This window comes from Thiocapsa sp. (assembly GCF_035467215.1).
Taxonomy (GTDB): Bacteria; Pseudomonadota; Gammaproteobacteria; order Chromatiales; family Chromatiaceae; genus Thiocapsa.
In genome coordinates this window covers 1-13,951 of sequence record NZ_DATITZ010000097.1, presented here as the reverse complement: position 1 = coordinate 13,951, position 13,951 = coordinate 1, and the positions used below count along the sequence as shown (strand labels likewise).

General features: G+C 63.3%; 14 protein-coding genes and 3 pseudogenes. 15 read left to right on the top strand and 2 right to left on the bottom strand.

Annotation, left to right across the window (positions count from 1 at the left end; translation table 11 throughout):
* The 5 genes and pseudogenes from VLR48_RS05225 to VLR48_RS05210 form a co-directional block, all read left to right on the top strand.
* Positions 1–232 (top strand): annotated as a pseudogene (locus tag VLR48_RS05225) (ISNCY family transposase); the annotation flags it as partial.
* Positions 136–450, top strand: coding sequence for a universal stress protein (locus tag VLR48_RS20210; protein WP_414718580.1), 315 nt, complete (start codon positions 136–138; stop codon positions 448–450). The pseudogene VLR48_RS05225 and the gene VLR48_RS20210, both read left to right, overlap by 97 nt.
* A gap of 149 nt (positions 451–599) precedes the next feature.
* Positions 600–794 carry a hypothetical protein gene (locus tag VLR48_RS05220; RefSeq protein ID WP_325290762.1) on the top strand — a complete coding sequence of 65 codons (195 nt, stop codon included), beginning with the start codon at positions 600–602 and terminating at the stop codon, positions 792–794.
* Positions 795–870: 76 nt separating this feature from the next.
* A complete protein-coding gene (locus VLR48_RS05215) occupies positions 871–1,788 on the top strand; it encodes a GNAT family N-acetyltransferase (RefSeq protein WP_325290761.1) in 918 nt (305 codons plus the stop codon).
* A 190-nt stretch (positions 1,789–1,978) separates the two neighbouring features.
* A pseudogene (locus tag VLR48_RS05210) lies at positions 1,979–2,155 on the top strand (HigA family addiction module antitoxin); the annotation flags it as partial.
* A gap of 188 nt (positions 2,156–2,343) precedes the next feature.
* On the opposite strand, the pseudogene VLR48_RS05205 reads toward VLR48_RS05210, so the two are convergent.
* A pseudogene (locus VLR48_RS05205) lies at positions 2,344–2,577 on the bottom strand (RNA-binding domain-containing protein); the annotation flags it as partial.
* 445 nt (positions 2,578–3,022) lie between these two features.
* Here VLR48_RS05205 and VLR48_RS05200 point away from each other — a divergent pair.
* From VLR48_RS05200 to VLR48_RS05165, 8 genes are all read left to right on the top strand, one after another.
* Entirely contained in the window at positions 3,023–3,925 is a 903-nt protein-coding gene (locus VLR48_RS05200; RefSeq protein WP_325290760.1) for a DUF4007 family protein, read from the top strand.
* Between the two features lie 34 nt (positions 3,926–3,959).
* On the top strand, positions 3,960–4,904 hold the full coding sequence (locus VLR48_RS05195) for an Rpn family recombination-promoting nuclease/putative transposase (protein WP_325290759.1): 945 nt from the start codon (positions 3,960–3,962) through the stop codon (positions 4,902–4,904).
* Positions 4,905–4,933: 29 nt separating this feature from the next.
* A complete protein-coding gene (locus tag VLR48_RS05190; protein ID WP_325290758.1) occupies positions 4,934–5,260 on the top strand; it encodes a hypothetical protein in 327 nt (108 codons plus the stop codon).
* Positions 5,257–5,856 (top strand): class I SAM-dependent methyltransferase, encoded by a 600-nt coding sequence (locus VLR48_RS05185; RefSeq protein ID WP_325290757.1) that lies wholly within the window; start codon positions 5,257–5,259, stop codon positions 5,854–5,856. Before VLR48_RS05190 ends, VLR48_RS05185 begins: the two co-directional genes overlap by 4 nt.
* Entirely contained in the window at positions 5,853–8,795 is a 2,943-nt protein-coding gene (locus VLR48_RS05180; protein WP_325290756.1) for a DEAD/DEAH box helicase family protein, read from the top strand. Before VLR48_RS05185 ends, VLR48_RS05180 begins: the two co-directional genes overlap by 4 nt.
* A gap of 72 nt (positions 8,796–8,867) precedes the next feature.
* The gene (locus VLR48_RS05175; RefSeq protein ID WP_325290755.1) at positions 8,868–9,068 is read left to right on the top strand and encodes a hypothetical protein; all 201 of its coding nucleotides are present in this window, start codon (positions 8,868–8,870) and stop codon (positions 9,066–9,068) included.
* Positions 9,069–9,458: 390 nt separating this feature from the next.
* Positions 9,459–10,103: a DUF4351 domain-containing protein gene (locus VLR48_RS05170; RefSeq protein ID WP_325290754.1), complete on the top strand. Its 645-nt coding sequence runs from the start codon at positions 9,459–9,461 to the stop codon at positions 10,101–10,103.
* Between the two features lie 43 nt (positions 10,104–10,146).
* Positions 10,147–10,797 (top strand): hypothetical protein, encoded by a 651-nt coding sequence (locus VLR48_RS05165; RefSeq protein ID WP_325290753.1) that lies wholly within the window; start codon positions 10,147–10,149, stop codon positions 10,795–10,797.
* Positions 10,798–10,811: 14 nt separating this feature from the next.
* Here VLR48_RS05165 and VLR48_RS05160 read toward each other — a convergent pair whose 3' ends face one another.
* On the bottom strand, positions 10,812–11,270 hold the full coding sequence (locus VLR48_RS05160; protein WP_325290752.1) for a GGDEF domain-containing protein: 459 nt from the start codon (positions 11,268–11,270) through the stop codon (positions 10,812–10,814).
* Between VLR48_RS05160 and VLR48_RS05155 the strand changes: the two genes are divergently transcribed.
* Both VLR48_RS05155 and VLR48_RS05150 read left to right on the top strand, forming a co-directional pair.
* Entirely contained in the window at positions 11,154–11,498 is a 345-nt protein-coding gene (locus VLR48_RS05155; protein ID WP_325290751.1) for a Uma2 family endonuclease, read from the top strand. The two genes, VLR48_RS05160 and VLR48_RS05155, sit on opposite strands and share 117 nt — an antisense overlap.
* Positions 11,499–11,505: 7 nt before the next feature.
* A partial coding sequence (locus VLR48_RS05150; RefSeq protein WP_325290750.1) for a DNA phosphorothioation-associated putative methyltransferase occupies positions 11,506–13,951 on the top strand: 2,446 nt, incomplete at its 3' end.

Below are 13,951 nucleotides of genomic sequence, written 5' to 3'. Positions count from 1 at the left end.
CTTTCTGATGCGGGCGCGCGAGACGCGCATCCGCCTGCACCTGATCGCCGCGTTGCCGCACGTCCAGCTCGCGCCGCTGGATGCCTTCATCGCCCACGGCGAGCGGCAGATCGACCAGATCCGGCGCCGCGTGCTGTGCGGACAGACCATCCCGCATGCCGAGAAGGTGTTCTCGAGAAAGACGTTCAAAAGAACCTCGGCTTTGTCGAGAAGCTCTGCGACGAGGCCGGTGTTCACTGTGATTTGGTCTCCACGCCGAGCAATTCGCCTTATGAGGCCATCGTCGATGCCGCGACCCGATCCGGCGCCGACCTGATTTTCATGGCCTCGCATGGCCGGAAAGGAATCAGGGCAAAGATCCTCGGCAGCGAAACCCTGCTCACTCTGACTCATTCCCCCATTCCAGTCCTCGTTCACAGCTACGGCGAGCGCGAGCCTCCGAGTATCTGAACGAGCGGGTGGAGCCGTCGAGCCTGGTGGGTGATATCGTCAAGCCCGCTTGAAGTCTGCCGGATCGTCAGGCATCTCGTAACTGCGGCAGTTGCCCGAATCGGCGCTGACCGGCTCCCGCCATTGCCTCCAATTCGGATGACTCCGTAGTGATCAGTACCGGAACCCTGATGCTCTGCAAGGCGCTCCTGACCGCGGGAGCCATCATGGGCTTCCTGCTCCGCGAGCTGTGGTTGCTGCGTCGGATGAAACGGGAGGACGAGGCGCGCAAAGCCGAGGCGTCGGGCGCGGTTGATGCGCACGAGACCTGCGATGACGAGGCGACCGGCGCGACCGGTAGTTGACGGGGCGTTCGACGTGGCGACATCTCCCGACCCCCGAGACCCGTTTGACGGCCTGCGCGAGAGCCTTCGAGTTGCCTTGGCCGACCAGCCTTTGCTCTTGCCGGTCTCAACCTCCCGTCCCGAAGAGCGTCGATTGTGGCGCGCCTGCGAGCTTGCGACCTTTGCCGAATATCGTCTCGGCGGCATCCCGGACCCATGGTCGCTCACGGACGAGGCGATCGAAGACTGGAGTCGATTGAGCCTGACGAGGGGCGAACGGATCGGGGATCCCGCCGACCTGAGTGATTATCTGCCCTACTGGATCATGCGCGATGGCCGCTGCCTGGGCACCTTGGCCGTTGCGCTTCGGGATTCGGGGTGGGGCGAGTACTTCCTGTGGGTCGCCAGCCTCTATTTCTTTCGGGAGGAGCGGCGTCAAGGCCATGCCGGTCTGGTCATGGACGTGTTGGACGAGATCGCAGGCCGTTTGGATCTCGGCGGCATCCGGCTCGAGACCGATTGGACCTGGCAGGGCGCACTGCGCTTCTATCTGCATCGTGGCTTCTGGGTCGCCAACTGGAAGCGCTCGCTGAGCCTGGTGCGCTATCGTGCCGACCCCTTCTACGCGGTCCGCGAGCGCGCGCAAGGACTGGATTTCCTGCTGCATCGCGACGTCTCAATCGGGGCGGCCCCGGTATGTTTGATCTCTGCCGGGCGCGACGGTGACCGTCTGATCTGGGAGGACCGGCGCGAGTCCGCATCTGCCGACGACGCGTTCGTCGAACCCCGTGGCAGCGTCGCATCAACCTTCGCCCTCTGCCTTGCAGTCCGGGGATGGCCGCTGATCCGCGGTCCGAACGAATGGGAGCAGCGCCATCGCTGGTGCGATGTCGGCATGCCGGAGGGTCTGGCCGACAAGATCACCGTCTTTGAAGCCTATACCCGCCACTGCCGCTTCCGAGTCGAAACGCCGCGGATTCCCGGGTTGGTCTATCCAGCGTGGGGCGAGCTTTGAAGCTCCGTCACCGCGTCGAGGTGTGATCCAACGAGACCGAAAGCTGTCCGTAGACTGTGGGTCCGTCAGACGGCGTGTCGGCGACCGCAACGGGACCCGGGCGGTTGGTCGAGCAGGCGGATAGCGCGAGCGCGACAACGAGAAGGGTCAGGGGAAGAAGCGTCTTCATGGGTGAGTCCTCTCAGTCATCATGAGCAACATTCACAACCCTCCCCATCCCGGAGAGACGCTGCGGGATGATGTGCTGCCTGCGCTCGGACTCACCGTCACCGAGGTCGCTCGGCAGCTCGGCGTCACCCGCGCGGCTCTGTCACGGGTGCTCAACGGGCGTGCTGCCATTTCTCCGGATATGGCACTGCGTCTCGAAGGATTGAGCCGCTCGCGCGCCGCCTTCAGATCCGCCATGGCGCGGCCCAACAACCCGCGCGCCTGCTCGGGCGTAAGGCCGTCGAGGTAAGCCTCGTCGAGCTGTCGCAGATCGTGATCGCTGAGATGCATACCGGGCGCGGTGGCTGTAGCGCGTCGTCGCAAGGTGTTGTCGGCTGACAAGGGAGGATCAATCGAGTCGTTGCAGATCGAACGCAGCCAGCCTTCGACGAAGTCCAGTTTCTCCGGCGGTATCGCGCGGCGGATCTCTCTGGTCTTGTCGTCAACCCCCAGAACAATGACGCCGGTCGCTATATTGGCCATGGCGGCCAGTTCGTCTGCCATGCCGTCCTTGTGCGGGCCGACCACTTTGTTGCCGCTGAATTCCACTGCTTTGAGCTCGAGAACAGAGTCTTCGCCCAAGGCGATTTATTTGAGCAGTGCGGAAATATTCTCATACATGACTGATCTCCATTCCCGGGAACAGGGGCCGTGCTCGTCACTCCGGCCATCGTGCCCGGTAGCGCAGAGCGCCACGGTGCATGCGCGACACCGCAGAGGGGGTATCATGAGCGTTCGTTTGGGTGGCCACTCTAAGCGGCGAGGCCCTAGCCTGTGCCAAAGACATTAAACCGAAGGCCGGAAACTGCCAAGCGCACGCCATAAGCATCCGACACGGATCGGCATGACCGCGAGCTTCAGCCCCCGAGCTCAATGGTCCGACCGCTTCGCGCCCTTGTACCTTGGCGTCGCCTCCGTGTTCCTGTAATCTTCATTCAAAAGGTCGCGGAGTCCTCCTTGGATCGACTCTGCGCAGGAACCGCCTCGCAACAATGATGTTGATCCGCCTCGCGAAACCCTCCGCCCCATGAAGCTCAATCGCGCCAAGGCTACCTTCGGGCGCCACGAGACCTTCCCGCTGCGTTACGGCTGGCTGCCGAAAGGCTTCGAGGCGCTCGCGGACGATCCCGAGATCTTTACGCGGCCGGAAGACGCCATGATCCGGCTCGGCGTCGGGCGCAACATGGTCAACGCCATCCAGTACTGGTTGCAGGTCAGCGGATTAGTCGGGTTCGACAGCGGACGCGGCAAGCCAACACGGCTCGGTACTACCTTACTCGGCGCGCGCGGCGACCCCTACCTGGAAGACGACGCCACCCTCTGGATCCTCCACTGGCTGATCGCCTCCAATGCCGAGTCCGCGACCGGCTTCTTCTGGTTCTTCAATCGCTTCCCCATGCCGCGTTTTCGCGATGCCGATGCTCTACGCGCCATCGGCGAGTTCACCGAGCAGGAGCTGAAGGCACCGCGATCGGCGAGCACGCTGAAATCCGACATCTCAACCCTGCTGCGCATGTACGCCGCCGAGGCGGGGCGTACCGACGAGCATCTCGACTCCCCCTTCGCGCAGCTCGGGCTCATCGAGAGCGATCCCGACGCCGGTTATCGCAGCCTGCGCAGCCCGCGCCCGTCGCTGCCGCCGGTCGCGCTGCATTTTGCGCTCGCCCAACGCTTCGCCGCGCAGCCGCAGCAGCCGGCCCTGCCGATGCGCGTCGTCCTCTACAGCGACGAAGGCTGGGCCGCCCCCGGCGCGGTCTTCCGTCTGACCGAAGACGGCCTGATGACCGGACTCGCCCGTGTCATCGAGCAGGATCCCCGCAGCTACGAGCTGCGCGACACCGCCGGCGTGCACCAGCTCTACCGACGCGGCGAGGTCATCGACCCGATCGATATCCTCTCGCAGCACTATCGCGGGAGCGCCGGCGCATGAGCGCCTGCGGTGACCTCCACCCTGCGACCTGGCGATGACACGCAAAGACGCCTCGCCGCGCCATCACGATCACAGCTATCGCCAACTGTTCTCGCATGTCGAGATGGTTCGCGATCTGCTGACCGGCTTCGTGCGGGACGATTGGGTGGGCTCGCTGGATCTCGACTCATTGGAGCCGGTGAAGGGCAGCTTCGTCACGGATGATTATCGCGATCGAGAGGACGACGTCATCTGGCGTTTCCGCTGGTCGGACGGCTGGTTGTACGTTTATATTCTGATCGAGTTTCAAAGCACCGAGGATCGCTTCATGGCGGTGCGGATCGCCAACTATGCGACCCTGCTCTATCAGGATCTGATCGCCCGATCTGCGTTGAGCCCGAGCGGGCGCTTGCCGCCGGTGCTGCCGATCGTGCTCTACAACGGTGAGCCGCGTTGGACGGCGCAGACCGACCTGTTTGCACTCATCGAGCCCGTCCCGGGCGGATTGGAACGCTATCGGCCACAATGGTCCTATTTGTTGTTGGACGAGGGGGCGATCGCATGTGACGAGGCCTATCCGCCGGAGGTCCGCAATCTGGTGGCGGCCTTATTCCGGTTGGAAAAGGCACGCGACGAGCCGACCTGGCTTGCGGTTTACGCGCGTCTCGTCGAGCTGCTGGACAGCGCAGCGCTCGATAGCCTGAAGCGGGCCTTCGGGCGCTGGATCTATCGAAGCTTCATCCGCAAGAAGCGCCCCGGAATCCAACTACCGAGCATTGATGACTTCAACGAGGTACATGTCATGTTGCAGCAACGCGTCGAACAATGGAACGCAGAGATTCTTGAGCGTGGGCGACAAGAAGGGCGACAAGAAGGCCGCCGCGAAACCGCCCTGGAGCTGATCCGGAAAACCGATTTCGACGACGCGACCATCGCGGACATCAGCAAGCTGCCCTTGGAAGAGATCCAGGCGCTACGCAATCTGCCGAGCGCACATTGAAAACACAGGGCGCTTGACAGGCTCCGAAGGTGTTCAAGGCCGAGAGTGACACCGTCCGAAGTGTCATGGAACCAAACACCCTGATCCAACCAGCGAGACAACAAGCCCAGAAGGACCGCGACGTGACCACATTGGATCGTGCCATCCACATCGGCACCGCCTACACGCGCTCGATCAACCTGACGCGCGATGCCGACGCGCCCGATCTGATCCGGGCCTATGTTCCGACCTCGCGTGCCGTGCAGGCGTTGGAGCGCATGGCGGACGGCCTTTCCGGAAGCGCGCATCAGCGTGCGCTGGCGCTCAGTGAACCTGTGCATTTGAATCCAACGCGAAGATGTACGACGAAACGATGAACGACGAAACCCTGAGCTACTACAGGGATCAGACCGAAACCTTCGTGCTCGACACCCAAGCGGTCGACATGGCGCCGCTCTATGCGCACTTCCTTCCGTACCTGCATTGCAATGCCCGGATTCTCGATGCGGGGTGTGGCTCGGGCCGAGATGCACGCGCCTTTGCCGAGCGTGGCTTTCAGGTCACGGCCTTCGATGCCTCTCCCGCCATGGCGGCCGTCGCCGAGGCGCATTCGGGCGCACCAGTTGCTGTGCTGCGTTTCCAGGAGATCGCATGGCGCGAAGCCTTCGACGGGATCTGGGCCTGTGCTAGCCTCCTGCATGTGCCGACCGCCGAGCTGCCCGATGTCATGCACCGACTTGGCCGTGCTCTGAAGCCGGGGGGAATCCTCTACGCGTCCTTCAAGTACGGGTATGGCGAGGAGATGCGCAATGGGCGCCATTTCACCGATCTCGACGAAGCCGGTCTTGCTGATCTGCTCAAGCACGTCGGTTCGTTCGTCGAAATCGAGACCTGGGTGACATGCGATCGACGCCCCGGTCGTGAATCCGAGCGTTGGCTCAATAGCTTGCTGCGGCTCGAAGACGACGTATGAGCGGGTATCTCGCGACCGGCGGTCGGCGCGATCCTTTTCTCCCTCATCTGCTGGAAGCGATCCGGCGCGCCGATCGGATCGATCTCGCGGTCGCCTTCATCAAGTCAAGCGGTCTGGCGCTCATCTTCGATGCGCTCGCCGACGCCCTTCAATTCCGCACCGCACGTTTGCGCATCCTGACCAGCGACTACCTCGACGTCACCGAGCCGCAGGCCTTGCGTCGGTTGATGCTGCTCGGCGAGCGCGGCGCCGATATTCGCGTCTTCGAGTCCGGCGAGCAGAGCTTCCATCTCAAAGCCTACATCACCATCCAAACGCAGGACGGACGCGAGGTCTGGGGCTGCGCCTTCGTCGGGTCCAGCAACATCAGCCGCACGGCACTTACCGACGGACTCGAGTGGAACTATCGGGTCGATTACCTCGGCGATTCCGAATCGACTGGTAGTGGACCACTCAACCAGATCTGCGCCGAGTTCGAGTCGCTGATCGCCCATCCTCGGGTTCGTCGGCTCGATAATGCCTGGATCGATGGCTATGACGAGCGTCGCTCGAAGCTTCGTCAACTCCCGGTTTTCCCGGATTGGGACGAGCCGGAGGCGCCGCGGCCTATGCCGAACGAGGTCCAGCTCGAAGCGCTTGCGGCACTCGATGCGACCCGCGCCGCTGGCTATCGGCGCGGCTTGGTGGTCATGGCGACGGGGCTCGGCAAAACCTTCTTGGCCGCCTTCGACAGCGAACGCATGTCCGCTGCGCGACTTCTTTTCGTCGCCCATCGCGAGGAAATCCTGCTCCAAGCCGAGTCGAGCTTTCAGCTGGTTCAACCCGGTCGCCGTGTCGGGCGCTATACCGGCGAGCACAAGGATGCCGATGTGGACCTTTTGTTCGCCTCGGTACAGACGCTCGGGCAGTCGCGTCATCTGGAACGGTTCGCGCCGGATCACTTCGATTATGTCGTCGTCGATGAATTCCATCACGCCGCGGCGCCGACCTATCGGCGGCTGCTCGGTCATTTCCAGCCGCGTTTCCTGCTTGGCCTGACCGCAACCCCCGAGCGAACGGATCAGTCCGACATCCTGAGTCTGTGCGACGACAATCTGGTCTACGGCCGCAACCTGTTCGACGGCGTCACCTTGGGGCTTTTGTGCCGGTTCCGCTATTTCGGCATCTACGACGAAACCGTCGACTATCAGGACATTCCCTGGCGCAACGGCCGTTTCGATCCCGAGTCACTCTCGAACAAGCTCGCGACCCTCGGGCGAGCTCGTCATGCCTTGGCACATTGGCAGGAGAAGGGCCAAAGCCGGACCCTGGCGTTCTGCGTCTCGCGACGTCATGCGGACTTCATGGCCGAGCGCTTCCGCAAAGAGGGCATCCGCGCCGCTGCGGTCTATCAGGGTTCCTCGCTCGATCGCAGCGCCGCCTTGGAGCAGCTCGAACGGGGTGACCTCCAAGTGATTTTTGCGGTGGATCTCTTCAACGAGGGCGTGGACTTACCGGCCATCGATACCGTCATGATGCTGCGCCCGACGGAATCGAAGGTCCTGTTCCTCCAACAATTGGGACGTGGGCTGCGGCGAGCACCGGACAAGGATCACCTGGTCGTGCTGGACTTCATCGGCAATCACAAAGGGTTTTCCAACAAACCACAGGCGCTTTTCGACGTGGGTTCGGGTTACGCCGCGCTGGCGGACTTCGCTCGCAAGGCGCGTAAGGGCGATCTGCCTCTGCCGCCCGGCTGCTTTGCGACCTACGATCTTGCCATCATCGATTTCCTCGCGCGCCTTCAAGGACGAGGACCGACATCCGACTATCAGGCCCTGCGGGAATCTCTCGGTCGCCGTCCGACCATCGCCGAGTTTTACCGCAGCGGATCGAACATTCCGGAACTGCGACGCCTCCACGGTCAGTGGTTCGCCTTGCTGCAGGATCAGAACGATCTCGACACGCAGGAGGCAGGCTGCCTTGAGCGGCAAACCGATTTCCTCCGCGAGGTCGAGACCACGGCTATGACCCGCAGCTTCAAAGCCGTGCTGCTCGAATCGCTCCTGGACCACGACGGCTTTCGCCAGCCCTTGTCGGTCGAAGAACTAGCCGAGCACGCCCGTACTGTCTTCCAGCGGAGACGTCGCTTCATTCCGGATCTCAGAACGGATTTGCAGGATTTGGACGGCGCCAAGGCCGGCCAATGGCTGCGTTACTGGCGAGCCAACCCCATCAACGCCTGGACCGGGGGCAACCGTTCGGGACAGAGCCGAGCCTGGTTCGAGATCCGCGAAGGTCGCTTTTGCCCGACATTCGATGTGGCCGGCGAGGATCTCGATACCTTCCAATCCATGGTCCGAGAGCTGGTCGACTACCGTTTTGCGGCCTACGAGCCCCGTCTAATCAAGACTTCGAGCGGCGAAGAGGGTCCGGAGCGGGCTGAGGTGCAATCGACCGAATCGGCGCGCGTGCTGCCTTTCTCGCGCACGACCGCGTCGACACCGGCACGCATCGAGCTGCCGTACTATCCGGACCTTCGAATCGCCTGCGGCACTTTTCGGCGAGGTCGCGGCGACTCCGAGCAACGTTGCTCCTTTGCCGATCAGAGTTACGGCCGCCTTGATCCTGCACGCGATTTCGTCGCGCGCGCCGTCGGTCACTCCATGGACGGCGGATCGCGACCGATCCACGATGGCGACTACCTTCTGTTGGAGCGGATTGCACCGACTCAGGCCGGCACGCTCAACGGACAAGTCGTCGCCGTCGAGCGTCACGACGCCGGCGAGGATCAATACCTACTGCGTCGTGTCACCAAGACGGCGGACGGCCGCTATCGACTCAAAGCCAATCACCCGGACTATCCGGAGATCGAGGCGGACGAGGAGATGCGGCCATTGGCTAGATTGAAGGCGGTACTGGACGCGGTGGATATCCTGGATCGGACTTCATTGACCTGACATCCAGCGGCGTGCTTTGCTTCGGATCATCCCGATGCCGGTGCTTAACGATTTGTCCCCATCAGACGCAGTTTGATTTACAAACAAAGCGCCGCCGGTGGTTGCGGGTGGATATTGCGGTTTCTCGGCGGTCAGCATTTGGACAATGATGTCGGCCGCGTCGCATCCATCAAGATCCGCTTTGGTTTTGCTACCGGCACCCCGGACGACTGGTATTCAATAACAACAGTAAAACTTACCATCGTTCAGATTCCAGGTGGCGCGGTCCTCTAAGGAAGTATACCGAGGTTGAAGTTATTTTAGAACCGCGATGATTCTGGATGGGACAGTAGCTTGGCCGCACGAGCAAGACATCTGTCCCGATACTCTGTATTTGGATTCAAGGAGAACAACCCTGCCCGGATGAAAATGGCCGACCGCAGTGCCTGGGACCGCCGGATCAGCCGTGTTCATGAGACCGGCCGAAGCGCGTTCAGTCCGGTTTTCGAGATCGTCGAATTGAACTCGACCCCGCAGTGCGTATGGCCGCCGGAAGAGGACGACTGCAAGTCGTCTATCCCGGGAGCGTCGGCGCTTTGCGACGGATTTCACTTTCTTCTGCGAGAGAGCATGTCATGAGCGAACCGGCCCTGAGGAGCCACGAGCACCAAGCCGGTGGTGAGCATGGCGGTGCTGGGTGAGCCGAGTCGGAGCAAACACGGCGAGTTCGGCTATGCGCGTTGGGGTTGCCGCATGGGTTTACGGTTTCCCTTAGTCAGCCTGGCCGCCTATCGGACACACCGAACGGAGCTCGAGTCCTCGGCCAATCCCTTTGCCGTCGTCACCCTGGCCCACCTTAGCGCCCTGGAGACCGCCGGATCGCCAGCCGATCGCTATCAGGCCAAGCTGGGGCTGATCCGCAGCCTCTATCGGCGCGGTTTCGCACGCCAGGATATTCTTGAGTTATTCCGGTTCATCGACTGGGTTCTGACGCTCCCCGAGGGACTGGAGCAGCAGTTATGGTCCGAAGTCCAGCAATTCGACGAGGAAAAGCACATGCATTACTTGAGCAGCATCGAGCGGATGGCGCAACAAAAAGGCATTGAGCAAGGCATCGAGCAAGGCACCGAGCGGGGTATCGAGCAGGGCATCGGCCAAGGCCAAGCCAAAATACTGCACGTCCTGGTCCAGCAACGTTTCGGCCCGGTCCCGCCCGAGATCGAAGCGCGGATACGCAGCGCGCACCCGGACCAGTTGGAACAATGGGCACTGCTGATTCTGGACGCGCGATGTTTGGAGGATGTGTTCGGGGCGACGGGAGAACCTTGAGTCGTGCCCGGCGTCGGCCTTGCTCGATCCGCGCTTTTTAGCCGTGCCCAAGACCGAGAGCACGCTGCAGGAGGCGCTCGCGCGGGTGAATCGACTGCGCGAGATCTTCATCGGCACGCGCGACGAGGCGGAGGTGAGCGAGCTGGCGTTTCAGCTCCAGCGGATCGCGGCCGATCTCGGAACCTGGGAGGCCGGCGATATGTCGCCCGATCTGCTGACCGAGATCCTCGGTCAGCAGATCGGGCATCAGTCGGCCGCCCTGACGGAGGAGCTTTCCGCGCGCGAGATCGATCCCGCCTGGGATCTGACCTCGGTGTATCGGGCGCTCGGTGCCGAACGCATGGATGCCGCGCGTCGGCGCTCCGCCGAATGGCTGAGCCCGCGTCGCACGCTCGCGGATAAGATCCCGACCCTCGCTCGCGATGGCTGCGACCGAATCGAGTCGGAGCTCACCGCGGCGCCTGGCTATCTGTCGAGCGAAGACCGTGAAATGGTCGAGCAGCTCCTGGAGATGGTTGCTCAGCGGATCGTGGCTCTCGACGGGCAGGCTCGGCAGGCGCGCATCGAGACCTGGCGCCGAGGTCTTCCCGGGATCGAAGAGATCGGGGCACTCGACAAGCATCGGACGGAAGCCTTTTTGAAGGACCTGAAGAGTCCGCCCGAATGGCTTGCCGAGAGATTGGGCTCGGGCTGACGGCCGGCCCTGCGTCAGTCCGTAGCAGCGAACCGATACGTACCCCGCCCGGCGGCCTTGGCTTGGTACATGGCAAGATCGGCCCGGCTGAGCAGCGCCTGCGGATCGTCGCGATGGTCCGGGAAGATGGCGATTCCGATGCTGCCTCCGATGCGCACGGATTGATCCCCGATCGCGAAGGGTTCTCTAAGCACTTGGAGCAGCTTCTCGGCGCCCGTCTGAAGGAGCGTCCGGTCCGGGATGTATGCCGCCACGACCACGAGCTCGTCCCCGGCGAATCGGGCGGCGGTATCGGTGTCGCGTACGGAGTCCTGCAAGCGCTCGGCCACCTGGCGCAGGAGGAGATCGCCTGCGTCGTGTCCGAGCGAGTCGTTCACCTGTTTGAAGTTGTCGAGGTCGATGAAGAGGATCCACACGCAGGTGGCTTCGCGGCGGGCCCGCTTCAGCTCCTCTCGCCGTCCACCGCGGTCCATGATCAGGTCCGTAAGCGGGCACTCTACGAGCGTCATGGCGTGCGCGAATACTGGCTGCTGCACCCGACGGATCGCGTGCTGACCATCTATCGGCTCGGTGCGGACGGCGTTTACGGGAAGCCGGACGTGCAGGGTCTGGAAGGGCCGACGCCTGTCGGTGTGATCGATGGTCTGGAGATCCACTGGCCGGCTCCCGAGACGGATCCGTTGATGAGCACGGGGAACTGACGAACCGATGGGTTCCGGAAAGGCGGTCGCGGGACGGCTTTACCTGCATCGAACGCTGCTCGACAGCGCCGAGCCCGCGTTGACGAGCGGCGTGGACGCGGCCTTGGAGATGCTTCGGGCGTCGGTCGAGCCCGCATTCAATGTCGTGCGCGTTGCCCTGGACGGCTCCGAGGTGGCGTTTCTGAACTACCCGAACTTTTTCGAGGATCCGTTCCCGGCGCTGAAGGAGAGTTGGCGTGTGGATCGCACAACCGGCGAGACGGGTTATCGCACCTATGAGGACTCGCTGAATCCGCCCATCCTGCATCGCAAGGAGCTGTTGCTCCCCGGCGATCATCCGGGCAGAGCCGAGTATGTCGCATTGACCGAGCAGGCCGAATCGATCGGTCTGTTCGACGACCCCAAGCGTATCGGTTATCGGCGTCAGTGGGAGGCGCTGGTCGCGGATGCGGGGTACCGCATCGAGGGGCATACGCTGGTCCCGATCGGCAATCTCGACGGTGTCGCGGGCGAGCCTGCCGACGGGGACTTGGCCGGGACAGGGGCCGAGGCGGGGGAGGGCGGCGTCTTGTCTCGCGACGCTGTCGGACTCCGAGGTGCGCTCGATTGGGAGGCGGCGCGACACCGCACCGCCATGGTCCGCTACGGTTTCTCGGCGCCGGTTCAGACGCTGGCGCGGCATGGTTTCCTGGACGGGCGCTATCGGCTGTTCGACTACGGCTGCGGACGCGGTGACGACGTGCGCGGCTTGCGCGAGAACGGGCTGACCGCCTCCGGATGGGATCCCTATTTCGCGCCGGACGAGCCGATCGCCGCGGCCGATATCGTCAATCTCGGTTTCGTGATCAACGTCATCGAAGACTTCGACGAGCGGCTGGTGGCCTTGACCCGGGCCTGGTCGCTCGCCGAGCGGCTGTTGGTGGTGTCGGTCATGCTGACCAACCAAAACGACCCGCGCGGGGAGCGGTTTCGCGACGGTGTGATGACGCAGCGCGGCACCTTTCAGCGCTATTACACCCAGTCCGAGATCAAGGCGTATCTGGAGCAGGTGCTGGACGAGGAGCCGATCCCGGTCGCGCCGGGCGTGCTCTATGTGTTCCGCGACAAGGACGCGGAGCAGCGCTTTTTGGTGGAGCGCTACAGCCGCAGAAGCAGTCGGCTCAGGCTGCCGAGCACGCGTCCGGCGCCGACCCCGCGCGAGCGACCGGCTCGGCGCGATCGTGCGGCGGAACGCTACGCCGTCTATCGCGAGCCGTTGGAGCGCCTTTGGGAGACCTGGTTGGGTCTGGGGCGCACGCCGGACAAGAGCGAGGTCGATGACCTGCTGCCCTTGATCGAGGGCTTCGGCAGTCTCGGCAAGGCGCTGCGTTTCCTTGCAGATCAGAAGGGCCCGGAAGGCGCGGAGGTGGCGCTCGCGGAGGCCGAGCAGGCGCGCATCGCTGACCTGGAGGTCTATTTCGCGCTTCAGCAGTTCAGTCAACGGCGTGCCTACAAGCATCTGGACGCCGGCCTGCAGCGTGATATCAAGGCATTCTTCGGCGACTATCCGGCCGCGCTGGAGGCCGGTCGCACGCAGCTCTTTCGGATCGCCGACACCGAGGCGATTGCCGCCGCCTGCCGATCGGCCGCAGAGCACGGTTTGGGCTGGCTCGATCCGGGCGCCTCGCTGCAACTGCATAGCCGATTGGTCGAGCAGTTGCCGGCGCTCTTGCGGGTTTATGTGGGCGCCGCCTCGATGCTCTACGGCGATATCCGCGAGGCGGATTTGGTGAAGATCCACATCGGCTCGGGCAAGCTGAGCCTGATGCGGTACGACGATTTCGAGGGCAGGGCGCTGCCGCGAATGGTCGAGCGGGTCAAGATCAAGCTGCGCGAGCAGGATATCGATTATTTCGCCTACGGCGAGGACTTCGAGCCGCCGTATCTCTATCGCAAATCACGCTACATCAACGAGGAATGCGACGGGTATCCGGAGCAGCTCGCGTTCGACGAGGCGCTCGACGCGCTCGGCGTGCTGCCGGCGTCGGGCTATGGGCCGGCGCCGGCCGCCTTCGATGCGCTGCTCGAGCAACGGCGCTGGAGGATCGAGGACGGCGCCCTGGTGCGTTCGCGGACGATCCCGGACCTGGACGCGCCGTGCGGGCGTTCTCTCACCTACCGTCAATTGATCGAATGCGGCGAGACGCAGGCCGCCACTGGGCTGGCCAACCGTCCCGAGCAACCCGAGTCCTACACGGCGCTGTGCGATCTGGCGACCTGGGTGCTGGACCCGGTGATCGAGTATTTCGGGATGATCCGCCTGACCTATGGTTTCTGCTCCGCGCCGCTGGCGAAGGCGATTCCGGGGCGGATCGATCCGAAGCGCGATCAGCACGCCGCGCACGAGCGCAATCGGCTGGGTCATCCCATCTGTTCGCGGCTGGGTGCCGCGGTGGATTTTCTGGTCGAGGACG